A 23,472-nucleotide genomic window follows, 5' to 3' on the forward strand; every position below is an offset into this window, starting at 1 on the left:
GGAAGCTCTCAAACTCAGGGAAACCTAAATCTGGTGACAGACATGGCAATCCTGAGCCAAGCCGAAGAAAGTTCTGAGTGCTGAGTATTGAGTAAATTTAAAACTCTCAACTCCTAACTCATAACTCATAACTATTCGGAAGGTGCAGAGACCCGACGGGAGCTACCCTAACGTTAAGTCGAGGGTAAAGGGAGAGTCCAATTCTCAAAACCTGATCTGGTTATTATCATCAGGTAGCAGTGAAAGCTGCGGGAGAATGAAAATCCGTTGACCGTAAAAGGTCGTGTGGGTTCAAGTCCCTCCACCCCCACTAAAATTTAAAATACCGAAAGGTTTACATAGAAGGTATGGGCGGGTTGTATCTAATCATAGGTACAAACCGCCCATATAGTTATGTATGGTCTTCAATTGTTACAACTAAGTCAATACTGCCTAGGTTTTGAAGATTTGTAGGTTGGGTTTCACTGCGTTCAACCCAACAAAGCTCTGAAAATGTTGGGTTCCCCTGCGGGAAGCCCCTTCGGGTCTAGGTTTCTCAACCCAACCTACACCAGAGTAATTTTTTAGCCAAAACCTACGCAGTATTGGCAACTAAGTAATTTTACTGAACTATTTGATAAAGTATTAAACAATTTCTCTTTAATACTTTATTTATAGTCTTAGTTTATCAAATTTGTGTAAAAAAATTACTGAATCTCTGAAGAATAGATTATGCTACTGTTCACCAAGGTTAAGCTGGTAATAATATGAGCAGGAAGTCTTTTTGTCCTGATAACTGGAATGACCGCTAATAGTTTACCAATGAGTCAGGAAGATCCCCGTTATTTTACGTCTAACTCTAGACAACTAAATGTGCAAATTGCACAAGAGGAGGTTTATAGCTTCTTTGTGGAAATTGTCAAAAAATTGCCCCCAGAGGATGTTTTACGGGAATTCAAAGGTTTATTTATAGACGGTCTTGATTCACAAGATTCTGATTATATACCTGGAATATACAGCATTTTTTTAGATGATAATCAAGAGGAGTTATGTAATACAATTAAGCGGTGTTGCTACATTATAGTTAATAATTGGAAAACCAATCGGAAAGACAAATATATCCAAGAATTACTTAATTTATTTGTTAATGAAAATCTCAAGATAAAGACGAATAATCCTCCAGTAGTAAAAACTTGTAAAGCTTGGCTAGAGAATTTTGTCAACAGCAAAGATTACAAGGATCTTAAATTATTTACTACGAGATATGAAGAATCATTTAAAGGTCATTGGGCTAATCGCTACACATCCTATTTATTAATTGATCAATCTGTTAACGAAAAGAATCCCAGAGAGCAACAAGAAGCTGCTAGAAGACTTTCTAAAGAGATAAAGGACAAATTTAAGTTTGAACTAGCAATGTATGTTGCTCGTTCTCAATCTGCCGTTTCCAGCACAACGCGGTACAAAAATCCAAGTGTTTTGGGAGATCAAGCACTGCGTTTAATAAAAGCAATTGTCTTAAAACGAGGTGCATTTAGTCATGAAAATATTGCCCATATATTCATCAAGCAAACTCAAAATCAAACTCTGGAAGAGTTTAAAATAAATCTGGAAAAATATCTCTTTTTTTCCGTAGAAATTCAAGAATCAGTTGAGATTTTGCGGCAGCAGTTTTCAGAGAGTTTATCCTTATGGAAAACGGATTATAATCAACAAAATATCACTAAAGAATTATTTTTGAGAACCTGTAATCGAGTGATTGACTGCTTGACAACAGAAAATGGCAAAGAGCCTTCATCATTATTTATATTATTGCTTAACCAAGGTCATGCTTTAACATTGGTAATTGTCCTGTTAAAGATTATTTTGATTTGTAAAAATTCCCGCAGACATTTAGAAACTCGGATTGCTCATCTGATTCGTTTTTACGAAAAGTATTCGGAAGAGGAATGCAAGGGGGTAATAAATTTTATCGAGATTTTTAATATTACCTTTGCAATTTATGCAGAAAACGTAGAATATAACTTGATTAAGATGGAAGAAGAGGAACAAAGCAGTAATGAGCAGTTAAATCTGGATGGTTATCGCGTGTTTTCACAGATGAAGGTAGATAGACAAAAATGAGTGTCGCCTAATTCAGGATTTAGCAAGGCGTTCGTCTAACCAAGCGAGGGTAGCACCCGCAGTTTCGGCTAGAATACTAATGAGGCGATATAGAGCGATCGCACTAAATACTAAAGCTGCTGGAAAGTGATGTTGCAAAAGTTGATATGCAGTCGCTTCAAACACACCTAACCCACCAGGCGCACCCGGTATGACAAACCCTAACAACCAAGCGCAACTAAAAGCCCCTAACAACAAAGGAATTTGATTCGCATTTAACGAACCCAGGGCGAACATAGTTAATATAAATCCTGTGGCGCGTAGTGCCATAAAGCCCAATTCTCCTAACAAAGGGCGTAGAGGATAGCTTTTAAGACTGAAGGGAACAGCTTGCTTAGTGGTAGCAGGAGACTTTCTTGCTTTCAATCTGTACAAAAGGCGAATAACTGGGTTTAAAAACCAGGGATGAATTGCACAAAGAACTAAAACTAAACTCAACAATTGTAGTATTTGTATAACAAAAGTAGTATTAGCTGCCGCAAATTGGCTACTGCATAGGACAATGATGATTAAAGCAGCCGCTAGCATGAGTAGCGGTTCCAGCAAAACGCTTAAGGTGGCTGCACCGGTAGAAATATTGGCATTTTTGGCGGCGACAATTCGCCCGTAATGATGCCAGATATTACCTGGTAAATACTTAGCGATGTTCGTTTTTAGGTAAACTTGGATAAATTGGGGAGATGATACAGGTTGATTTAACTCTTTTAGAATCCAAGTCCAGATCCAGCCTGCCCAAGTATGAGCTAGTAAAGTTACCCCTGTAGCGATCGCTATGACTGCCCATCCTACCCCATCAATGCGGATAGCAGTCACCTCAATCCAATTATCCTTCAGAGCTTTACCTAAAAAAAACAGCGTTCCCCCCAAAATTATCCAGCGTAAAAATTGCTTCATGAATTTAGTAATATTAACGGTAGAGTCACAAGGGCTGAATACCTCAATTCTTATGGTATTTCAGCTATATATCCAAAGCTTTTGAAGTCTCAAACAGGTTGATGTAGCTATTTTTACAACAACTATATTACCTTAATTTATATCTCCCTAGAGTTAGATAAAAATATAATTTTTGTGCTGATTAAAATGTGACTTGCGCTAGATGTCAAACTTCTTTGATTATTTATATTATTAGAAAAAGTTATTATTTTATCTGAATTGTTCGGATACAAAAATAATTCCAAATGCTATCTTGGTTGAAGTTTAACTTAGTCACAAAAATGCAAGGAGTAGAACTATGAAAAAAGTAGGTAGTTGGCTGAAAAATATTCGTCCGTTGAAAGTTTTGACTGTTTTTTTAGCAGGAATCTTTCTATTTGTGGCACAGGCTTGTGGCGCTCCAGGAGTAGCAGCACAGCCACCACAGCCAGGTTCCCAAGCACCGAATGTCCAACGATATGATCCCACAAAAAATTATCCTCTAAATTCTCCCACCGGTGGGATAAATAACTTTAGTGATGTAGATCCCAGAGCGCAAGATGAAAAGGCAGCCAATGATAGAGCTGAGGCGCTAGTGAAAAATGCTCAAAAAAATATCGAGCAGAAGGGAATTGACACCAGAGAGCAATATGGCCGGAATTTCCAACAAGGTACACCCCTTGGTGAAAGAGTAAAGAACCTAGGTGAAGATATCGGCAGTTCTGCTGATGAAGTGCGGGAAGGTCTTGTTAAGGGGACTCAGCGTGGATTTGAAAATCTCAAGGGAAATGCCCAAAATGCAGGCGAAGACTTGAGCAAGAATGTTCAGCGTGGGGCTGAAAACGCTGGTAAAAATGTTCAGCGCACAGCTGAGGATGCAGGGGATGCAGTAAAGAGAACAGTCAGAGACGTTAATTGAAATTTGCAAAAACCTGAAATTGCCCACAGACTAAATTCTGCGCATACCTAAAGAAAGCCTGCATAAGCAGGCTTTTATGAGTTTGAAGCGCAGTTCAAAATATTATCAACCCAATTTCTGATAATTATCGGCGATATTCATCGCCACAATCGCCGATTACCTGGTACAAATCTCGTGACTGGTGAGATACTGCATTGATGCGATCGCGATCGTCAGCATCTAAACTAAAATTAAATACTTTGGCGTTATCTTCTATATGTTCAGATACACCAAGTCTGGCCCCAACTATCACACCTCCTACAGTTGGCTGATCTAAAATGTAACGCACTGCCACGTTAGAAATGCTTACCCCATGCCTATTAGCAATTTCCTTCAGAATAGCCAGCAACTCTTGAAATAATTGCCAACCACCCCAACCATCGATCATATTTTTATATTTTTTCAAACTAGCAGTAGCTAGATCAAATCCTTGCGGTTCCGGTTTTCCTAAATAGTTTTCTGATAACAAACCACCGCACAGTGTCCCGTAGGTAAAAAGCTTTATATCATGCTGTTGACAAAACTCTACCATATTAACTTCGGGACGGCGGTCAACAAGGGAAAATTGCACTTGGTTAGAAACAATTTTGATACCTGCTTCGGTAATAATCTTCAAGTTTTCCGTGTCAAAATTAGTTAAACCTAGATGCTTAATTTTACCCTCAGTCTGAAGTTCTGCCATATATTTGAGGGCATCCAGGTAATTTTTATCCTGATATTCCCACCAGTGAAATTGCATCAAATCTAACGATTGTACATTCATTCTTCTCAGGGAAATATCAATATTTTCTTCGACGAGTTTTTTCGTCATTTTTCCTGGACGAGGCACCCATTTTGTAAACGCTTGTACCTGAGATAAAGCATCTTTCCCACGAGTATCAATTAATTGACAGCGAAACTCACCAATAAAGTCTTCTGCAGGGCCATAATGATCTGCTAAATCCCAAGTAGTAAAACCTGCATCTAAATATTGAAACATAGTCTCAATGGCAGCTTGGGGATTGATCTGTCCGTGTGCGCCGGAGACTTGCCACATACCATTTAAAATGCGGCAAATGTTTAAGTCGGGAGTGAATTGGAGACGGCTAGCTGCGGGTAAGTTCATATTCGAGTTTAGAAGTGAGAAGAATTAATAATTAGTGAGTTGCCAAGCGGGTTTTTACAGCCTCCTCAATTTTATTATGAATGATTTAGGACTGCCAGAGTTAATGACTGCTAAAATCTTAACTCCTAACTCATAATTTTCTAACGCCAGCCTTTTTCAGCTTGTTCGAGAACGTAAGCAGCAACCTCTTGAATTTGCTGTTCAGTCAGGCGTTCTTTGTAAGCTGACATATTATTTTTACCATTGGTAACTATAGATGTAACTGCCTCGATTGAATCCATGCCATACTTTTTCAGTGCTTGCTTTTTGAGATTTTTACCTCGCCTAATTATATTGCTGCCGTTGATATGACAAGCAGCACAATTAACACTAAATATTTGTTCGCCGTTAACTGTGTCTGCTGCACTAGCAGGTAAAGTAAAAGTACTGATTAATAACACAAATGTTACTAATACTAATGTGAGTAGTTTTTTCAATTAACTTCTCCCGATTTTGACATTCTGGTTGCAAGCATAAGTGTCAGAAGCAATACTAGAGTGATTCAAAGTCAGTTGTAAATCCAGCAAAATTTGCACAATCTTCTTGAAAAGCTTCTGCATCACTAACATCCTCAATTTTATAAGACATGATGCGCGTACCATCTGGCATTTTTTTGGAACCAATCAATTCACCTTGATATTTTGCGGCGATCGCTTTAAAATCAATACCATAAAGCTTCCAAGCATCACCCGAACAAGTAATATTTACTCGCCACATATTTCACCCCCAATTACTACCACCAAATATTCATCATCTCACAAATGGGCAAGTTCTTACATATCACCTCTTTGGGACTGGAATTTTCTATCTAAAGGAAGTGCCTAGCCCAATGAGGCTACGCCATAATGTGGATGTAGGAACACGTCTATAAACTTTTATCCCAATTAGTTAAATTTCAAGAGTTGAAAATGCCTAACAATATCAAACAACAAATTCAAGCCGACTTGCAACAAGCGAAAGAAACTGGACAATTAAGAACCGATCGGATTCGAGAAATTGTGAAATCCGCAGTTTCTCAAGTAGGTTCTGAGTTTAAACAAGGTTCTACTGAACTTCGTAGTCTTGTTAGAGATGCCGTTTCTGCTGTAATTGAAAACTTCCAAGAAAAAGGCAGTGAACTTAAAGATGAAGTGACAGCTTCCATTGAAGGTGCGCTGGAAGGAATTAATAGTCAAAGGCACGAAGCCATTGCTAAAACTCAGACAGATATCAAGCAGCTACAGGCTCAACTAGATGGTCAAGAAGAACAATTACAGCAAGAGGTTGATGTAATTTTGGCAGAGATTGAAGACACAGGTAGAGAAAAATCTGCTAGTACTAAAACTGCCATTGATTCTGCTGTTAATACGATTAAAGATAGTGAAGAAGTTGCATTGTTAAAAAAACGTTACGCGCAACTGCAATCACAGCTAGCCATTGTCCGAGCTAACTTAGCTGCACGCTATGGTGGAAGATCTTTAGAGGTTCAAGATTATCTAGACGAGGCTAAACACTGGTATGATAAAGCTCGTCCCCAAGCGGAGTCTGTAGCTGTACAGGTAGAACAGAAGCGATCGCAGTTAGAAGATAAACTTGGTGAAGCTGGTACATCTCTAGCTAGAAAAGAGCGCCAAATTAAACAAACATTGAGAGAGTTACTCTTAACGGCGGCTGACTTGTTCAAAGATAAAGATAAGGAACCTGCTGAAAAAGAACGGGAAACTATTCATAAATAGACTACTTTGATGTTTGTTGATTTAGCTCAGTAGATTTTAAGTAGGGTGCGTTACGGCTTTAGCCATAACGCACCATGTTGTATAACTATTAAGTGCTTTCCAGAAATCTTTTTCTTTACAAATCATATCGAAGTATACGCCTAATACAACGGCAGATTGCATACATAAAAAATGGTGCGTTAGGTGAAACACCGTAACGCACCCTCCTTAATTGAAAGTCTTTAAAACTATCCTTACGTATTAGTAAATACGCCCTTGTTCATTAAGTTGTTCGTCATGCTTGGCTATAACCCAAATTGCATGAATACTACCGGGAAGCCAACCTAGAAAGGTAAGTAAAATGTTAATAAACAAAGTGGGGCCAACTCCAACTGTCAAGAAAACGCCTAAAGGAGGAACTAAGAGACCTAGAAGAAAACGAACTAGTTTCATGATTTTACAACTTTGTGATTTTGTTTAATTACATTCTTTTGAAGATGCCTAATTAGGAAATCCATCTTCAGAGATTTTATGTAAGCAAGAAGCCTGATATAACCGGTGTTTCTTTCTACTCCTTCTAAATTATCTAGAAGGTAATTCCGTTTGGTTCTTGACATTCCCACTGCCTGTCAAAAGACTTCTTTCAACAAAGTAGTTGTTAATGAAGGTGTTAGCAAAAGTTAAAATTACTGGGCCGAGAAGGAAACCAATAATTCCGCGAACTGCGAACCCAGGAACTAGCACTGCTGCTAGCCAGAAACACAAACCGTTGACGATGAGCGAAAATGCTCCAAATGAGAGAAAGTTAAGTGGTAGCGAAAGAGCAGAGAGAACTGGTTTCACTGAACCGTTAATTAGACCAATTACTAAAGCGGCAATCAACGCTGCGGGAAAATTCGCAATATTAACGCCTGGAACAACTAAATCAACAATCAACAGGCTCAAAGCTGTAGCTAAGGCGGTTAATAATGGTGTCAACATTTTTTTGACCTACTAAATATTTTTTGTTTCTTACTTCTTATCTCATCTTTAACTATGTGCGAGAGTTTAACCTCTCTTGCAAGATAGAATTTACTTCTACCATTAGGTCTATCATTGATAAAGCGCTTCTCTTTTGAGTCTAATACAGACCTAACCCTCAGCCCCTTACCTACAAGGAAAGGCTACGGTGTACACACATCTTTTTACAAAACCAAAACCGTTGAAGATCCCCCTAAATCCACGCCACGTGCAACAAGAGTGGCTCGCCGCCCAACGCAGTGGCTCCCCTTATAAAGGGGGACTTTGATTCCGGTTTCCCCCTTTTTGAGGCTTGATCGGGGGGATCTAGAAGTACTTAAAATCACAGCCAAACACTTTTCAAACAACCTCTAAGAATCAGGTAATTAAGTTAGTCAATAGTAATAATTATCGCCAAGACTGAATACCAGCGTCTCAGTATTTACCGGAGAGCGCTATTCCGGGTTAGGATGATGACTAGCGATGCCTTGATTTAGATATCGATATTGAATTGTTGAAATTTTATGGGCAATAGTCCACCAGATGGCAGTATCAACCTCCTCTGAACTGGCGAGGAAGTCTCCCAGCGCGGGGGAGACTTAGGAGATATATCTCATGCTCACACAGGATATTCGTGATTTGCTGACTGATACTACCGATTTAAACCAGTTGAAATGGGATTTAAATCGCTTGCAACCTGTGGATGTGGGAGATTACATTACACAATTGCCTAAGAAACAACGCGCGATCGCATTTCGTTTACTCAACAAAGCTCAAGCAATTGATGTATTTGAATATCTGCCCACAGAAGTCCAAGAAGAACTACTTAATTCTCTGCATGATGTCCAAGTAGTGCAACTTGTAGAAGCTATGAGTCCCGACGAACGGGCAGAATTGTTTGATGAACTACCTGCTGGAGTCATCAAACGGCTATTGCAAGAACTGAGTCCAGAAGAAAGGCAAGCAACAGCAACGATTCTCGGCTATCCAGAAGGCACGGCTGGGCGGGTGATGACAACTGAATATGTAAGGTTGCGCCAAGGATTGACTGTAGGTGAAGCCCTAAGCAAAATCCGCCGTCAGGATGAAGACAAGGAGACAATTTACTACGCCTACGTCACAGATGACAACCGGACGCTGGTAAGAGTAGTTTCACTGCGTCAATTGCTATTTACCTTTCCTGAGGTTTTCATTAAAGATATTGCTAGCGATCGCGTCATCAAAGTTAGAACCGAAACCCCTCAAGAAGAAGTGGCGCGAATTATGCAGCGCTACGACTTAATCGCTATCCCCGTAGTTGATCGAGAAGACAGATTAGTGGGCATTGTCACCATTGATGATGTCATGGATATTTTGGAAGAGGAAGCCACAGAAGATATCCAAAAACTGGCGGGTGTCAGTGGTGATGAAGCAGCTTTATCCTCTCCCCTACTCACCATCCGCAACCGCTTACCTTGGCTTTTGGGCATCATGGCACTGTATATTGGTGCCGCCAGTGCGATCGCGCCTTTTCAATCTGTCATCTCCGCAGTGCCAGTTTTAGCAGTCATCATGCCGATTTTTTCCAACACAGGTGGTACTGTCGGTATTCAATCATTAACGGTAACAATTCGCGGCTTAGGAGTGGGCGAGGTAACACCCAAAGACACCTTGAAAATTCTCCGCAAGGAACTTCTAGCTGGTTTAGGTACAGCTCTCGCTTTAGCCACAACCATGATATTGCTTTCCTTAATTTGGGCGCAACCCCAAGAACGATGGGTGGCTTTAATTGCCGGCATGGTAATGGCAACAAATACAATTGTGGCTGTTACACTCGGCACTTTACTGCCAATGGGTTTGAAACGCTTAAAACTTGACCCAGCTTTAGTTAGTGGTCCTTTAGTCACTACAATGCTAGATACAATTGGGTTTTTAACGTTCCTTTCCTTGATTTCCTTTGCTTTGCAGGTATTACATTTACCAAGTTAATCGTCAGTTTTCACATTCCCCGCTAAGGGACTTCCAAATAAAAAAACATCCCAAATTCTCTTGTGGGATGGGCATCTTGCCCGTCCCAGGTCTAGGGCGCTCATGTTGCCCACCCCACAAGATGGATCATTTATTTTTTGTCAGTCCCTAAAAATAAATTAAAAAGCCAGAGGAATGGGTGAATATTTAATACCCGCAGCTATTTTTGTGATTGCAAAATTACAGGTTCCTGACAATTAGAACTATAACCCGGTAAAACTTTTATCTCTGGCTGAGTCAACCGTAGCGTTAAAGAAAGTCGGACTTTACCGCTATTATTACGTACTGAACGATGTAATAGTTCATTACTAAATAGTACAAATTCACCAGGACGTAGCACCACAGGAATAGCTTTTTGGGCAACTTCATCACTGATTTCAAAAAAGTGATTACCACTAAAAGGATCGGTTCCTTTTATCTGGCAATCTTTTAAGTAAATATTAGGTATATACTCAAATCCATTATATTCATTAACTTCTGTCAAAGCTATATAAGCATGGATAGTTTTACCGTCTCCTTTTAGCAGTTTAGGATAAGAGTCTTGATGCCAAAAAGGAATTAATTGCTGTGCGGGATAATTTACCCACAACTCTGATCGCCATAATACTAAATTTTCTCCTAAATGAGCATTAAGCCTTTCTAATAAATTTTTATCTTGACATAATTGCAAAATCACAGGTGAATCTAAATGTCTTTCCATGTAAAAAGATTTAGTAAAAACCTGAATCAATATAATGAACAATGACCCAATATCAAATCTAATAAATGATTTAACTACCTGTTTTAATAATATTTTTATTGGTAATTTTCTTAAAACTTCATCGAAAATATATTGGTTAATATCAGCTATTTCATTACTGGTTAAAAGCAGAGAGTTTGGCCCCCAAATTTCATCAGTACCATCATAATTAATTTTCTTTATATTCTGCTGTTGGTTGCAACCAGCCCATAATAAACTACGTTCCCATAATTGCTCTGATAATTCTTGATTTTGTGCTATTTTCGGTAATGGGATTTCTTGAGTATGACTATCTAAAAATTTTCCACTAACATTTTGATAATCTGGTGAAGTAGCACAAATAAGGGTGCTATATGCTCCAGCTTCCGAGGAAATACCTAAACCTAAATATTTACTGAGACGATGCCATATAGTAATATTTGATTGCACAAAGCCTGGATGTATTGCGTTAACAGTGACTTGAGAATTATTTAATCGCTGAGAAAGTTCTCTTGTTAAAAGCAATAAAGAGAGTTTAGAAACCGCATATAATTTTATAAAATTGAATGGTGTTCTTTTAACTAATAAATTCCAGTCAATACCACTTGGAGATAATGCCAAATCTGACGCTAGCATAATAATGCGACTAGGGGCAGATTCTTGCAATTTTTCTAGTAATAAATAAGTGAGCAAAAAATGACCTAAATAGTTAGTGCCCCAAATCAGTTCAAAACCTTCTTTTGTTGTGCCTCGGCGGTTGAATATACCCGCATTGTTGACTAATATATGTAATGGTAAATTTTTGTCATTAAATAGTTTTACACACTGACGAACTGAATCTAAAGAAGCTAGATCAAGAGGTAAAAATGTCACATTTTGATTTCCGGTAGTTTGGCGGATATAGTCTATAGCTTTTGCAGCTTTATTTGCCGAACGACAAGCAATAAATACATGATTGCCTAATTTGGCTAAACCTACAGCCGTCATTAAACCTACACCAGAGTTACCACCTGTAACCAGACACACTTGCATAATTTCCGATCTCTCAGTATTTATTGGTAAAAATGCGATCATCCCAATTTAAAGGTCTAAAAAAAGACAAATATGCACCAGTACGGGCATTATAGCGGTTCCCAATTGCATGGAATACAGACCTAACCCCCAGCCCCTTCCCTTCTAGCCTTGGGGAGTAAGATTCAAAGCCTCTCTCCTAAAAAGCTATCCATTAGTCACATCTTTCTTAACAATCTTGAAACCTATGCTCTATAACCGTCTTAGACACTGAAGAGTTAGGCATACTTGACAAATTCGCTTTTAATACTCTCGCTAAAACTGCGTTTTTATTGAGAATAAACAACGAACCAATAAGGGTTATAAAAACCTGAGTCAATACTCTCACAAATGTTAAGAAAGATCCGGGTAATGGATAGCCTAAAAGGAGAGAGGTCAAAACTGTACTGCACCCAAGCGAGAACCGCTATAGTATCAGCTTTACCCAAGTGTCGGCATTTACTTAATTTTTCAGATGTCGTGCATTGAAAGTATAGCTGGGTTCCTTGCAATTTTTGCGATTTGTACCCTGAAAAGACGCGCCAAGAGCAAGAGCATCAGTTTGCCTATCTTTAACCCAAAGCAACTTGTTTGAGATATTAGGGACTGACAAATAAAAAAATACTCAACTACTTCTTGTGGGGTGGGCAACATGAGCGCCTTTGCCTATGGGCGCTCATGTTGTCCACCCTACAAGATTGGAGAATTTATTTGTTGTCAGTCCCTTAGCTGGATTTACGCCGTGCTGTACTAGTCCTTTGTGAATACAAATAACTAATGAGAAAATAATAGATATCTAATTTGATAGAAGACAGGTGATATCATTTCCTGTGCATCTGTAAATTAAAAAGCTGTAGAGACGCGATCGCTTGTATCTCTATGCAGGAAACTGATTGCTATTTATGCCTACTAACACTTGGAATCGTCATCACATTCTTTCCCTAGCTGACTTCACTACCACTGAATACGATACTGTTTTGCAAACTGCTGCCAGTTTTCAAGAGGTGCTATCACGGCGGACGAAGAAAGTACCAACTTTGCAGGGACAGGTAGTGGCGAATTTATTTTTTGAATCGTCTACCCGCACTCGCAGCAGTTTTGAACTCGCAGCCAAACGCTTAAGTGCAGATACACTGAACTTTGCCGCCGCCACATCTTCTATGACTAAGGGAGAAACAATTCTCGACACGGCGAAAACCTATTTGGCTATGGGAACTGATATTATGGTAGTCCGCCATCGAGAGGCAGGAGTACCAAATGCGATCGCGGCTGAAATGGATCGTCTAGGTGTAAAAGTTAGCGTCCTCAATGCTGGTGATGGTCAACATGAGCATCCTTCCCAAGCGCTGCTAGATTTATTTACCATAACTACTCTAATTGACCCAGCGAGTCCCCGGCTAGAACTTTTAAAGGGGAAAAAGATTGCCATTGTTGGGGATATTCTCCATTCTCGTGTGGCGCGATCGAATATTTGGAGTTTAATTGCCAGTGGTGCCGAAGTGCATCTCGCAGCACCACCTACCCTGTTACCCAAGTTATTTGCCGAGTATATCTGTGAAGAGTTAGGAGTCAGCAGTCAGGAGTCAGAAGTCACGAGTTATTTCCCCACTCCCCAACTTTTTTTACATTGGCAGCTAGAACCAGCTTTGCAGAATGCTGATTTTGTGATGACTTTGCGCCTGCAAAAGGAACGTATGACGGCTCATTTACTGCCAAGTTTGCGAGAATATCATCAGCTCTTTGGCATTACACGCACAAAGTTGCAACTTTGTCAACCAAATGTCAAAGTTTTGCATCCAGGCCCAGTTAACCGTGGTGTCGAAATTAGTTCTGATTTGATGGATGACCCAGAATTTAGTCTCATTCAATCGCAAGTTACTAGCGGTGTTGCCGTTCGGATGGCGCTACTGTATTTGATAGGAAGCGGTAAGGTTTAAGGAATTTAACGGACAAATCCCAAATTGAGTGCTGAATACCATCTATGTATTTATGACTACACAAGCTAGATAAAAAGGGTATAACATAAGACAGCCCTTTCAAAGCGAGTATAAATTCTCGAAAATGAATTCCTCTCTAAACCTCTGTTCTCTGTTTTGTAAAGCCTGATACCTACGGCGGTTTCCTGTCATCAGGCTTTCCTTTGTCCCTGCTCGGTTAAATAACTGATAAGGGACTGACAAGAAATAAATTATCCAATCTTGTGGGGTGGGCGTCTCGCCCGCCCAGTAACCAAAGGCGGGCGAGATGCCCACCCCACAATAAATAGTTGGATATTTTTTTATTTGGAAGTCCCTAAAACACTTTCGACACAGAGATAACTCAGAGAAAAAGAGATTTTACGAGTCATGTTGAAAGGGCTAGCTCTATAACTGTGCCGGAGATTTGCCGATGAAAACTATATCTAGCCTCGATGCGGTAACTAAAAATTTAGAACAGGATGAAAACTCAAAACGGATTAAAAAATTAATATACTCGGCTTGTAAAAATATTTGGGAGAATGATGAAGACACGCTAGAACGGTTTAAATTACAAGAATTAATTCAAGAGTTATACAGATTCAATCCAAGTATAAATAACTTAAATTATACTTTATCTAAAGTTGTAAAAACCCTTAATAAACAAACTGAATATACCCTAATTGCTAGTCTTATTTCTCAGGAAATGCAGAGATTATATATAACACTTGATGAACAAACAGGAATATTATTAAATAAACATCATCAAGAAGAATTAACAGGAATACTATTAGAGGAACAGATATTTGATAATCGGGGACAAATACCATCAAATTCTATAGATAAATCTTCAAACAGTCAAATCAAACATGAATATAATCAGTTTGATTTACGGCAAAATATTATGAAGTATACTAACCCACTTAGGGCTAAAATAGTTCTATTTTCTGCCCTTGACAATAAGTTTACTTTCAATGAAGAAGACTGGTTGAAACTGAAGGCTAAAAAACTCGATGATTTATTGCTGAAATTATTTGATGCTTGTCCAACTATCATAGAGCTTGAATCTAAACTAAATAGTGCTGTTATATCTCTAGGCAAGCCGGATGAAAATATTCAAGCAGCTAGTGCAATCATCCAATCTATGCAAGTTTTATATGGCAATATATCATCCACCAGTGCCAACAGATAATTGTTGAACCTGGGAAAATTTTGAAAGATTATGGTAATTGAGATATAAAAAATATGGATGCCAATGAACTTCTTCAGCGATATGAGAATGGAGAAACAAAATTTCTTGAGGCAAACTTAAATGGGGTAAATTTGTTTGGTGCAGACTTGATTGGTATAGCTTTGAACAAGGCAGATTTGCGTCATGCCATCCTAATTTTTAGCTATCTAAATCGAGGAATCCTGGATAAGGCTAATCTAGTTTGTACAAAACTAAGTGGCGCGAACCTAAATCAGGCAAGTTTAATCGGTGCCAACTTGCATGATGCTAATTTACATGGTGCAACTTTGCAGGGTGCTGATTTGCGTAATGCCAATTTAACTTTGGCGTATATGCTGGATGCTAACTTGATGGATGCCGATTTGCGTGGTGCAGATTTAAGTGGTGCAAATCTAACTGGTGCGTGCCTGCGTGGTGCTAACCTGAGAGAAGAAAAGAGAATGTATTCTGCTAGTCTACGGGGTGCTAACCTCCATAAGGCTGACCTGCGGGGCGCTGATTTAACTGGTGTAGACTTATCTAAAGTTGATTTGAGTGGTGCTAACTTGAGTGAGGCAACGCTACGTTATGCCGATTTGAGTGATGCCAATTTGAGTGAAGCGATTTTGCATAATGCATCTCTGGCAGATACTAACATCGGGGGTGCTAATTTGAAAGGTGCTAACCTGATGAATGCTAGACTGCAACGGTCAAATCTCATTGATGCCGAACTTACAGGTGTTAACTTGTATGGTGCAATTATGCCCGATGCTAAACTGACTAGATGCCAGATGAGTGGAGCAAACCTGAGTTTTGCAAGGCTAAATAGAGTTGATTTAAGTCGGGCTAACCTGTGTGGGGCTAACCTCACTGAAGCAGACTTAGTTGATGCCTATCTTGCTAGGACAAACTTGACTGGTGCTAATTTAAGTAAGGCAAATCTGATTAGAGCAGAAATGAGTAGTACAAATCTGACTGGTGCAAATTTGCGTGGTGCGGTCATGCCTGATGGAACAATTAACGACTAAAAATATATAGCAGTTTGCAGTTGAGTCCAATAATATTAGTCCCATCGGACTAGCTTACGGAAGAATACCTATTCTCATAGAAATTATCTATTCCTCCCATCGCATGAGTACAGAATTCTGTAATCTTGGCACACTGGTATCGTAGAAGTTCAAAAATTTAATGACTTCTAGAAGTGTCGGAGGTAAATATGAAACGAATTTTTTTGACGGCAGCAGCCTTACTCAGCACGCTATCTCTAGCTGCTCCCATTCCCGTCAAAGCAGAAAACTCCGCACCTGTCCGGCGCTTGCTGGAAACTAGAGAATGTTCTGGATGTAATTTAACAGGAGCAAACCTCAAAGGCGCTCACCTGATAGGTGTTGACCTCAGAAATGCAAATTTAAAAGGAGCTAACTTGGAAGGTGCTAACTTAGAAGGTGCTGATCTAACTGGTGCAAATTTGAAGTCTGCTAATCTCACAAAAGCATTCGTCAGCGATACTATCTTAAATAATGCCAATCTCACCAACGTTAATTTGAGTAATTCCCGTTTATATAATAGTGATGTAGATGGCGCTGTTATGGCTAATATTGATTTAAGCGGTGCTGATGTATTTAATACTGCCATTAGCATTGGTGGTGAATACTAATGGTGAATAATGATTTTAAAGTGATGAGTTAAGAGTTATATTCAACTCCTAACTCTCTACTTTTTAACTTTTACTCACCAGTAATTGACAGTTCATTTACCCAGATTTTCGGGCAAACTCCCCCTGGCGTTAACTCTGGCTCTTTTTCTACATAAATAATTGACTTCAGGACTTCCAAGAAATCGCCAGCAACAGTTGCTGACTCAATACTTGTCCTCACACCCTTATTAACTAGCCAACCATCAAACGGCAAAGAAAAAGAACCTTGCAAAGCTTTAACTCCAGCATGGAGAGCTTGTAAATCATCGATAAAAATCACATTTTCAGCAGTTTCTAAACTTAACTCTTCTTCAGGAGTTGCTGTTGAAAAAACGTGATAAAAATTGGGACTAACACTAACTTTGGCACCAATACTGGCATTACCTGTTGGCTGGGTATTGAACCTTTTAGCAGTGCCTGCACTGTGGAGAAAGCTTGTTAAAACACCATTTTCAATCAGCGAAACCTGACGAGTGGGAGTTCCTTCCCCATCAAAAGTTTCTGCGCCTACGTTAGCTGGGTGAAGTGCATCATCATAAACTGAAAGCAGAGGAGAAGCAATTTCCTTACCTAAATCATCAGGAGTAGATAAGCTTTGATTGTCCAAAATACTTTGGGCATTGAACAAGTTAGAAAAACCACCCAAGAGACTTAAGAAAGCTTCCGCAGAGAAAACAACTCGATATTTACCAGTCGGAATTTTTTCATAATTCAAATGGCTGATAGTTTTATCGGCGGTTTCTTTGATGCAACCATTAATATCTAGATTATCTAAACTTTGGTTGATTCTAAAAGCACCTGCACTGCGCGGTTTTTTTCCTTCTTCCTCAGTTTTGCTGTAAAGATAAACTGATGCCAAAGAGTGAGATTCAGTTCTCACCGCGCCGTCGCTATTGAGATAGAATCTGTCAATATCTCTTTGTGATAAACCGTTATAAGGTACACCTTTAATTGCTGGATGAGCTGCTAGTAATTCTTTTTCAGCTACCAATAATCTTTCTATGAGTTCAGCAACAGGTGCTTGGGGTGTCTTATCCAGAGGTTTATTTGGAATAGGAATAGTAGCCTCTGGACTAAAATCAGGAACATTTTCTTTAACACCAAAAAAACTGGCTTCGTAAGCAGTTTTTAAAGCTAATTCTAGTCCCTTGGGGTCTACATCTGTGGTGCTGGTGACACCCATTGTATTCTCTTCATTCCAGACACGAACAGTAACACCAGAGCGATTTGAGGCTTTGACTTGTTTTGGCTCACCTTGGTCTACTTGCACGCTAGTATCATCTACTGTTGAGCCATAAATGTCGAATTTCTTAATACCAAGCTTATCAGCATTATCCTTGGCAGAATTTGCAATCTCATTGATATTTGGCATAGTGAATTTTTGATTTTGGATTTTAGACTTTGGCTACGCTCAGTCGAACGATTTGGGATTGGAAGCGATTCTATTTTGAATATTAGATTTTGGATTTTGGATGTTATTGCTTGTTTTCCTCTCGTAGAGTTCTGACTGAAGCAACAGTCAAAAAATTTGGTATTTTAGGTTTTAGATTGAACCCACGAAACAATCCGGTAACTTGAGCATTTTGGATTTTGAATATTGCAATCCAAAATCCAAAATCTAAAATTTTTATCGCCCACCGAGGGTAATAGAATCAACCTTGATGTGGGGTTGTCCAACTGTGGTGTAAATACTGCCACTGACGGAACCACAAAAACCTGGTGCAATTTCTAAATCTTGGGAACACATAGAAATTTTGTTCATAATTTCCTTGGCTTCACCGATGAGAATTGCTCCCTTTAGTGGTTTGGTGATTTTGCCATTTTCAATTAAATAAGCTTCATCAACACTAAAGTTAAATTGGCCTGTAGCACCAACGCTACCACCACCCATCTTTTTACAGTAAACACCTTTATCAATAGAGGCAAATAATTCATCAATGGTGTATTCGCCAGAATCAATATAGGTATTACGCATCCGGCTAGCGGCGGCATAGGTATAATCTTGGCGGCGTCCACTTCCTGTTCTGGGGTGTCCGGTGCGTGCAGAACCTGTTCTATCTGCTAAGAAGTTTTTCAGAACGCCTTTTTCTATTAATAGGGTTCTTTGAGCGGGCATACCTTCGTCATCCATGTCAATTGTCCCGAAGGCATTTTCAGAGCGCCCTTCATCCCAGGCTGTCAAACTTTCGTGGGCAATTTTTTCGCCTTTTTTGTCAGCAAAGGGTGTGGTATTGCGTTCAATTTGAGTGGTTTCTAGCAGGTGTCCGCAGGCTTCGTGGAAGATTACGCCGCCAAAGTGATTGGCCATAATGATGGGGTAAGTTCCCGATTCTACGTAATCTGCGTAGAGCATTTTGCCTGCCGATTCTGCTATTTTCTCAGCTGCTTGTTGAGAATCCCAAGTCCTCAAGAAGTTGGCATCGCTAGTGTTACCCGCGCGATCGCCAATTGAGGTACGATTAGCACCATCAGCACACAATAGGTTAAATCCTACTGACTGGGTGAGCCGAATATCACGAGCAAAAGTACCATCACTGGCGGCGATTAAAACTTCTTGCCAATCCCGGAAATAGCTAGCACGGCGGGATTGGACGTGGCTAGCTTTTTGCTTCAGGTTGGCAGTACCATCAAGGAGGACTTCTCCCATTTCTCGGATAGAGCTACACACTGGTAGCCATGCATCTTTACCTCTTTTGGTGGCGTAATCTCTCAGTAATTCCAGGTTAATTTCTGGGATGAAAGCTTTCGCAGTGGGTAGTTGCAATCCCAAGATTGAAAGACCTTTTTCTAAGGCGGCTTTCAAACCAGAAAAGGAAAGGTCATTGGTGCTAACGTAGCAATCGGCTTTGCCGCGAAAGACTCTGACTCCCGCACCTGTAGACAGACTGGGTGAAATACTGGTGATGGAGTCGTCTTCTGCTAGACAACTAATATAGTTGCGACGCTCTAAAAATAATTCGATGAAATCAGCACCGGCGGCGCGTCCTAGTCCCAGAAGGGTAGCCAGGGGAGCTTCCCAGGTTTCATCGAAACGCTCTGGTGTGGAGGAATATTGGAGAGTGGGAAGTTGATTCGAGAGAAGTAGCGTACTTGTAAGCATCGGTAGCCTCGTCTGCTGGCGTAGTTCAGAGATTTGACTGAAAAATCCTGGTGTGTGTCCAGTCTAACAAATCAGCGAAAGCCAGGGTTGCTAGAAAGGCGTGTGGATTTCCCTCCTCTTGGGCAAGGTTATACACCCTGTAACCACAAGTATAGTATCTTACATTTTGTACACTTACTGCAATGTTAGCTGTCTGATAATTTGCAGCAGTTTGAAGTTGAGAAACAATTAGTGCGAGGTATTTGGATTATTCAGTTTCTCTAGGTTGTTTTCTATTGTTTGGACTGATTCTTTTGCAAAAGTTTGTTGGTAACAATAAAGACAATGATTAACAATCCAAACTGGATTTGCCAGGGTGCTAATACTAAACTTAAAATAAAGCTAATAGCTGCAAATACACCGGCAAGATATGAAATTTCATCAGTACTCTTTTTAAATAAGTAGCCAGTAGCTAAAGCCGTACATAGTGGTATCAAGAAAAACAAAGGCATTTTAGTAACCTCTGAACTAAAATTTGTTGTGCTGGTAAAATAAGTTGGAATTGTGGTTAATTCTACATCCAATAAGGTTTTAGCCACAACAGCCGATTGAAATAAATATTATAGAAACTATTGATTACGCAAGGTTGTATATTACAACAATTGGAATAATTCTGGCGACAGATGAAGCACTCAAAAGGTTAGTAATAAATCGTTTTTGTGTGGTAAATGGTGTGTGTAGTCAGCTTTACTTGTTCAGCTACGCGGATTGAAAGGCTTTAAAACTTGTGTAGATGGGTTTTGTTTATTTCGCTAAATGCCTTATTGTAAGCAATCATCTGGTAAATTAGTTTAAAAGTTTCCCCTTGCGCCAGGATCAGGATCTAGCATATTACCTTTAGAAGTAAGATTTTCATTTTAGACACTCAATGCTGAACATTCCTCAATTACTGGCAACTGAAATAAACCTCAAACCCCATCAGGTGCAAAACGCGCTGGAACTTTTGGCGGAGGGTGCAACAATTCCCTTTATTGCACGTTACCGCAAAGAGCGCACCGATGAGATGAATGAAGTGCAACTACGTGATCTGGCTGAACGATATACTTATTTAACAGAACTGGAAGAACGAAAATCTGTAATTTTAAGTGCGATCGCCCAACAAGGTAAACTCACAGATGAACTCAAAGCCAAAATTTCATCCTGTTTACAAAAAACTGAACTTGAGGATTTATACTTACCCTATCGCCCAAAACGACGCACCCGCGCCACTATCGCCAGGGAAAAAGGACTCGAACCATTGGCGGAGTTCATCAAGTCGTTAAATACCAAAAATGCTGTAACTGCTTTATTAGAAGAAGAAGCGGCGAAGTATATTTCTGAAAGTAAGGGAGTAAAAACAGCAGAAGAAGCGCTCAAAGGTGCTGCTGACATTTTAGCGGAAGAAGTGGCTGAAAAAGCGGAGTTACGCGCATATATCCGCGACTATCTTTTAGAAGAAGGGGTATTCGTCTCCCGCATCAAAGATGATTATCCTGAAGGTACAACCAAATTTGAGATGTACCGTAACTATCAAATTAGGGTAAAAAATATTGCACCCCACAATATGCTGGCGTTGTGTCGGGGTGAAACTGAAAAAATATTAAGCTTTGAAATTGCTTTTGATGAAGATACTGTACTTTACTATCTTGAGTCGAAAGAAATTAAAACCAAAGTTCGGACAATTCGGGATTTTTATCAGGCGATGTTGAAGGATGCATTCAATCGTTTGATGAAAGTCTCTCTAATGGGAGAGGTAATTTCTGAGATTAAAGTGTACGCAGACATGGAATCAATCAAGACATTTGAAACTAATCTGCGAGAATTGCTGCTATCTGCACCAGCAGGAATGAAACCAACGCTAGCCATAGACCCTGGATTTAGAACTGGGTGTAAAGTTGCAGTTCTCGACCAAACAGGAAAATTTTTGGAATATCAAGCGGTATTTCCCCACCAAGCGGCTGAACAACGACTCAAAGCTGCACAAACTGTCAAAAATCTCATTGAAAAGTACAAAATTGAGTTAATCGCCATCGGTAACGGTACAGCGTCCCGCGAGACTGAGGAATTTGTCACGCAAATATTGCAAACCATAGAACGCAAACCAGTTAAGGTGATGGTGAATGAGTCTGGCGCATCTATATATTCTGCAAGTACTGTAGCGCTAGAAGAGTTTCCCGATTTAGATATTACCGTGCGCGGTGCCATCAGCATCGGTCGCCGTTTACAAGACCCTTTGGCGGAACTGGTGAAAATTGATCCTAAATCCATTGGTGTGGGACAATATCAGCACGACGTCGATCAGAAGTTGTTGAAAAAGAAATTGGATGACACCGTAGAAAGCTGCGTTAATTACGTAGGTGTAGACTTAAATACAGCCTCCAAAGAACTTCTGACTTCCGTCTCTGGGATTACGGCAACAGTTGCCAATAATATTGTCGCCCATCGCAACCAGAATGGAGCCTTTAAAAATCGCCGACAACTGTTGAAAGTTCCCAAATTGGGGCCAAAAGCCTTTGAACAAGCGGCGGGTTTTCTGCGGATTCGCGGCGGTGATAACCCCTTGGATAATACAGCAGTGCATCCAGAGAGTTATTCTGTAGTAGAAGCGATCGCATCTGATCTTAGTGTGCCATTAAATCAGGTAACACAAATTGCCGAAAAACTCAAAAAGATCAATCTGAAGAAATATGTTACCGATAGCGTCGGCGAACCCACACTGCGCGACATCCTCAGCGAACTGGAAAAACCAGGTAGAGATCCTCGTGCTGAGTTTAAGTATGCCACCTTCAGGGAAGGAATTAAGGAAATCAGGGACTTAAAGGTGGGAATGGAACTAGAGGGAATCGTGACAAACGTCGCCAACTTCGGCGCATTTGTGGATATCGGCGTACATCAAGATGGCTTGGTGCATATATCCCAACTTGCTGATAGATTTGTAGATGATCCCAACAAAGTTGTCAAAGTCGGACAAGTAGTTAAAGTTGAGGTGTTAGAAATCAACGAAAAACTCAAGCGGATTAGTTTGTCGATGAAAGCAGTTAAACAATAATTAAAGACAGCAGATGGCAGTTTATCAAGTTCGATTCATCAATCCTACACTTGGATTAGATCGTACTATTCCAGTACCAGACGATCAATATATTCTGGATATGGCGGAAGATGCTGGCATCCGCCTACCATCTGGATGTAAACAAGGCGAATGTTCTGCTTGTGTCGCCAAACTTATTAGCGGTGAAGTTAATCAAAGTGAGCAAAAATTTCTGCGCCCAAGTGAGATACAGGCTGGTTATGTTGTTACTTGTATAACTTATCCTTTGTCTGATTGCACTTTAGAAACCCATCAAGAACAAGTCTTATATAAGTCAGCCCTTTACTATAAGCCTGAGTCGGGAAAATCTGAGTAATTTTTGTCTTGTGACATTAAATTAATCGGTTCTTCAGCACTTGTTATGCTAAAGCAATAATTAGAATGCTACCTTAATAAGCATCTTACTCGGAAGGTTTCAAAATTTTTCAACCCATAAACCGAGAGTTTAATTATAGCAGTCCTAAATGAGTTGTGAAAATGCGCGATGTCCAGATCCCCGACTTCTTCGAGAAGTCGGGGATCTAATTTTTTACGAATGATTTAAAATTGCTATAGTTTGAGTTTGTTATTGATACCTTTCCTGCGGAACGCTACGCGAACAACGCCACCACTAGTTGTCCATAAACTAACAGGACTTACGCACAGGTAACGGAAAATCGAACCACAGAGGCGCAGAGTACACGGAGGAATAGGAGTTTAAGAAGTTTCTTGGGTAAGGGACTGACAACAAATAAATTATCCAATCTTGTGGGGTGGGCAACATGAGCGCCTTTGGCTGTGG

Annotated in this window: 20 protein-coding genes; 10 read left to right on the top strand and 10 right to left on the bottom strand. The window is 39.9% G+C overall.

What is annotated here, in order from left to right; all coding sequences use genetic code 11:
- Positions 1-780 precede the first annotated feature (780 nt).
- Positions 781-2,103 carry a hypothetical protein gene (locus V7K50_RS28755; protein ID WP_334966126.1) on the top strand — a complete coding sequence of 441 codons (1,323 nt, stop codon included), beginning with the start codon at positions 781-783 and terminating at the stop codon, positions 2,101-2,103.
- Between the two features lie 12 nt (positions 2,104-2,115).
- Here V7K50_RS28755 and V7K50_RS28760 read toward each other — a convergent pair whose 3' ends face one another.
- A complete protein-coding gene (locus V7K50_RS28760) occupies positions 2,116-3,036 on the bottom strand; it encodes a lysylphosphatidylglycerol synthase domain-containing protein (RefSeq protein ID WP_334966128.1) in 921 nt (306 codons plus the stop codon).
- Between the two features lie 337 nt (positions 3,037-3,373).
- Between V7K50_RS28760 and V7K50_RS28765 the strand changes: the two genes are divergently transcribed.
- Complete coding sequence (locus V7K50_RS28765; protein WP_334966129.1) at positions 3,374-3,973, top strand: hypothetical protein; 600 nt, start codon at positions 3,374-3,376, stop codon at positions 3,971-3,973.
- A 124-nt stretch (positions 3,974-4,097) separates the two neighbouring features.
- Here the strand turns inward: V7K50_RS28765 and V7K50_RS28770 are convergent, their stop codons facing one another.
- From V7K50_RS28770 to V7K50_RS28780, 3 genes are all read right to left on the bottom strand, one after another.
- Positions 4,098-5,117: an aldo/keto reductase gene (locus V7K50_RS28770; RefSeq protein ID WP_334966131.1), complete on the bottom strand. Its 1,020-nt coding sequence runs from the start codon at positions 5,115-5,117 to the stop codon at positions 4,098-4,100.
- 140 nt (positions 5,118-5,257) lie between these two features.
- On the bottom strand, positions 5,258-5,593 hold the full coding sequence (gene petJ / locus V7K50_RS28775; RefSeq protein WP_334966133.1) for a cytochrome c6 PetJ: 336 nt from the start codon (positions 5,591-5,593) through the stop codon (positions 5,258-5,260).
- Positions 5,594-5,648: 55 nt separating this feature from the next.
- Complete coding sequence (locus V7K50_RS28780; protein ID WP_334966135.1) at positions 5,649-5,873, bottom strand: hypothetical protein; 225 nt, start codon at positions 5,871-5,873, stop codon at positions 5,649-5,651.
- Positions 5,874-6,064: 191 nt separating this feature from the next.
- Here V7K50_RS28780 and V7K50_RS28785 point away from each other — a divergent pair, with 191 nt between their 5' ends.
- Positions 6,065-6,871 (top strand): histidine kinase, encoded by an 807-nt coding sequence (locus tag V7K50_RS28785; RefSeq protein WP_334966137.1) that lies wholly within the window; start codon positions 6,065-6,067, stop codon positions 6,869-6,871.
- Between the two features lie 240 nt (positions 6,872-7,111).
- Here the strand turns inward: V7K50_RS28785 and V7K50_RS28790 are convergent, their stop codons facing one another.
- Complete coding sequence (locus tag V7K50_RS28790) at positions 7,112-7,303, bottom strand: YqaE/Pmp3 family membrane protein (RefSeq protein ID WP_334966139.1); 192 nt, start codon at positions 7,301-7,303, stop codon at positions 7,112-7,114.
- Between the two features lie 129 nt (positions 7,304-7,432).
- A complete protein-coding gene (locus V7K50_RS28795) occupies positions 7,433-7,831 on the bottom strand; it encodes a phage holin family protein (protein ID WP_334966141.1) in 399 nt (132 codons plus the stop codon).
- 633 nt (positions 7,832-8,464) lie between these two features.
- Between V7K50_RS28795 and mgtE the strand changes: the two genes are divergently transcribed.
- Entirely contained in the window at positions 8,465-9,817 is a 1,353-nt protein-coding gene (gene mgtE, locus V7K50_RS28800; RefSeq protein ID WP_334966143.1) for a magnesium transporter, read from the top strand.
- A 199-nt stretch (positions 9,818-10,016) separates the two neighbouring features.
- Here mgtE and V7K50_RS28805 read toward each other — a convergent pair whose 3' ends face one another.
- Complete coding sequence (locus V7K50_RS28805; protein WP_334966145.1) at positions 10,017-11,648, bottom strand: SDR family NAD(P)-dependent oxidoreductase; 1,632 nt, start codon at positions 11,646-11,648, stop codon at positions 10,017-10,019.
- An 878-nt stretch (positions 11,649-12,526) separates the two neighbouring features.
- On the opposite strand from V7K50_RS28805, the gene V7K50_RS28810 reads away from it, so the two are divergent.
- From V7K50_RS28810 to V7K50_RS28825, 4 genes are all read left to right on the top strand, one after another.
- Complete coding sequence (locus V7K50_RS28810; protein WP_334966147.1) at positions 12,527-13,561, top strand: aspartate carbamoyltransferase catalytic subunit; 1,035 nt, start codon at positions 12,527-12,529, stop codon at positions 13,559-13,561.
- Between the two features lie 451 nt (positions 13,562-14,012).
- Positions 14,013-14,771 (top strand): hypothetical protein, encoded by a 759-nt coding sequence (locus tag V7K50_RS28815; RefSeq protein ID WP_334966149.1) that lies wholly within the window; start codon positions 14,013-14,015, stop codon positions 14,769-14,771.
- 53 nt (positions 14,772-14,824) lie between these two features.
- Positions 14,825-15,817, top strand: a complete 993-nt coding sequence (locus V7K50_RS28820; protein ID WP_334966151.1) for a pentapeptide repeat-containing protein — start codon at positions 14,825-14,827, stop codon at positions 15,815-15,817.
- A 188-nt stretch (positions 15,818-16,005) separates the two neighbouring features.
- Complete coding sequence (locus V7K50_RS28825; protein ID WP_334966153.1) at positions 16,006-16,446, top strand: pentapeptide repeat-containing protein; 441 nt, start codon at positions 16,006-16,008, stop codon at positions 16,444-16,446.
- A 70-nt stretch (positions 16,447-16,516) separates the two neighbouring features.
- Here V7K50_RS28825 and V7K50_RS28830 read toward each other — a convergent pair whose 3' ends face one another.
- From V7K50_RS28830 to V7K50_RS28840, 3 genes are all read right to left on the bottom strand, one after another.
- Positions 16,517-17,857 carry a TldD/PmbA family protein gene (locus V7K50_RS28830; protein WP_334966155.1) on the bottom strand — a complete coding sequence of 447 codons (1,341 nt, stop codon included), beginning with the start codon at positions 17,855-17,857 and terminating at the stop codon, positions 16,517-16,519.
- Positions 17,858-18,112: 255 nt separating this feature from the next.
- Positions 18,113-19,585 (bottom strand): TldD/PmbA family protein, encoded by a 1,473-nt coding sequence (locus tag V7K50_RS28835; protein WP_334799487.1) that lies wholly within the window; start codon positions 19,583-19,585, stop codon positions 18,113-18,115.
- 272 nt (positions 19,586-19,857) lie between these two features.
- Complete coding sequence (locus tag V7K50_RS28840) at positions 19,858-20,163, bottom strand: hypothetical protein (RefSeq protein WP_334966157.1); 306 nt, start codon at positions 20,161-20,163, stop codon at positions 19,858-19,860.
- Between the two features lie 329 nt (positions 20,164-20,492).
- On the opposite strand from V7K50_RS28840, the gene V7K50_RS28845 reads away from it, so the two are divergent.
- Positions 20,493-22,652: a Tex family protein gene (locus tag V7K50_RS28845; protein WP_334966159.1), complete on the top strand. Its 2,160-nt coding sequence runs from the start codon at positions 20,493-20,495 to the stop codon at positions 22,650-22,652.
- A 13-nt stretch (positions 22,653-22,665) separates the two neighbouring features.
- A complete protein-coding gene (locus tag V7K50_RS28850) occupies positions 22,666-23,007 on the top strand; it encodes a 2Fe-2S iron-sulfur cluster-binding protein (RefSeq protein WP_334799490.1) in 342 nt (113 codons plus the stop codon).
- Positions 23,008-23,472: the final 465 nt, after the last annotated feature.

This window comes from Nostoc sp. (assembly GCF_036917135.1).
In the GTDB taxonomy this organism is placed as follows: Bacteria; Cyanobacteriota; Cyanobacteriia; order Cyanobacteriales; family Nostocaceae; genus Nostoc.

What these genes read in the sequence shown, in the direction of transcription:
- V7K50_RS28820 (WP_334966151.1), top strand. Translation starts at nt 14,825, where the DNA reads ATGGATGCCAATGAACTTCTTCAGCGATATGAGAATGGAGAAACAAAA.
- V7K50_RS28795 (WP_334966141.1), bottom strand. Translation starts at nt 7,831, where the DNA reads ATGTTGACACCATTATTAACCGCCTTAGCTACAGCTTTGAGCCTGTTG.
- V7K50_RS28780 (WP_334966135.1), bottom strand. Translation starts at nt 5,873, where the DNA reads ATGTGGCGAGTAAATATTACTTGTTCGGGTGATGCTTGGAAGCTTTAT.
- V7K50_RS28765 (WP_334966129.1), top strand. Translation starts at nt 3,374, where the DNA reads ATGAAAAAAGTAGGTAGTTGGCTGAAAAATATTCGTCCGTTGAAAGTT.
- V7K50_RS28810 (WP_334966147.1), top strand. Translation starts at nt 12,527, where the DNA reads ATGCCTACTAACACTTGGAATCGTCATCACATTCTTTCCCTAGCTGAC.
- V7K50_RS28785 (WP_334966137.1), top strand. Translation starts at nt 6,065, where the DNA reads ATGCCTAACAATATCAAACAACAAATTCAAGCCGACTTGCAACAAGCG.
- V7K50_RS28845 (WP_334966159.1), top strand. Translation starts at nt 20,493, where the DNA reads ATGCTGAACATTCCTCAATTACTGGCAACTGAAATAAACCTCAAACCC.
- V7K50_RS28850 (WP_334799490.1), top strand. Translation starts at nt 22,666, where the DNA reads ATGGCAGTTTATCAAGTTCGATTCATCAATCCTACACTTGGATTAGAT.
- V7K50_RS28790 (WP_334966139.1), bottom strand. Translation starts at nt 7,303, where the DNA reads ATGAAACTAGTTCGTTTTCTTCTAGGTCTCTTAGTTCCTCCTTTAGGC.
- V7K50_RS28830 (WP_334966155.1), bottom strand. Translation starts at nt 17,857, where the DNA reads ATGCCAAATATCAATGAGATTGCAAATTCTGCCAAGGATAATGCTGAT.
- V7K50_RS28815 (WP_334966149.1), top strand. Translation starts at nt 14,013, where the DNA reads ATGAAAACTATATCTAGCCTCGATGCGGTAACTAAAAATTTAGAACAG.
- mgtE (WP_334966143.1), top strand. Translation starts at nt 8,465, where the DNA reads ATGCTCACACAGGATATTCGTGATTTGCTGACTGATACTACCGATTTA.
- V7K50_RS28770 (WP_334966131.1), bottom strand. Translation starts at nt 5,117, where the DNA reads ATGAACTTACCCGCAGCTAGCCGTCTCCAATTCACTCCCGACTTAAAC.
- V7K50_RS28835 (WP_334799487.1), bottom strand. Translation starts at nt 19,585, where the DNA reads ATGCTTACAAGTACGCTACTTCTCTCGAATCAACTTCCCACTCTCCAA.
- V7K50_RS28760 (WP_334966128.1), bottom strand. Translation starts at nt 3,036, where the DNA reads ATGAAGCAATTTTTACGCTGGATAATTTTGGGGGGAACGCTGTTTTTT.
- V7K50_RS28755 (WP_334966126.1), top strand. Translation starts at nt 781, where the DNA reads ATGACCGCTAATAGTTTACCAATGAGTCAGGAAGATCCCCGTTATTTT.
- V7K50_RS28805 (WP_334966145.1), bottom strand. Translation starts at nt 11,648, where the DNA reads ATGATCGCATTTTTACCAATAAATACTGAGAGATCGGAAATTATGCAA.
- V7K50_RS28825 (WP_334966153.1), top strand. Translation starts at nt 16,006, where the DNA reads ATGAAACGAATTTTTTTGACGGCAGCAGCCTTACTCAGCACGCTATCT.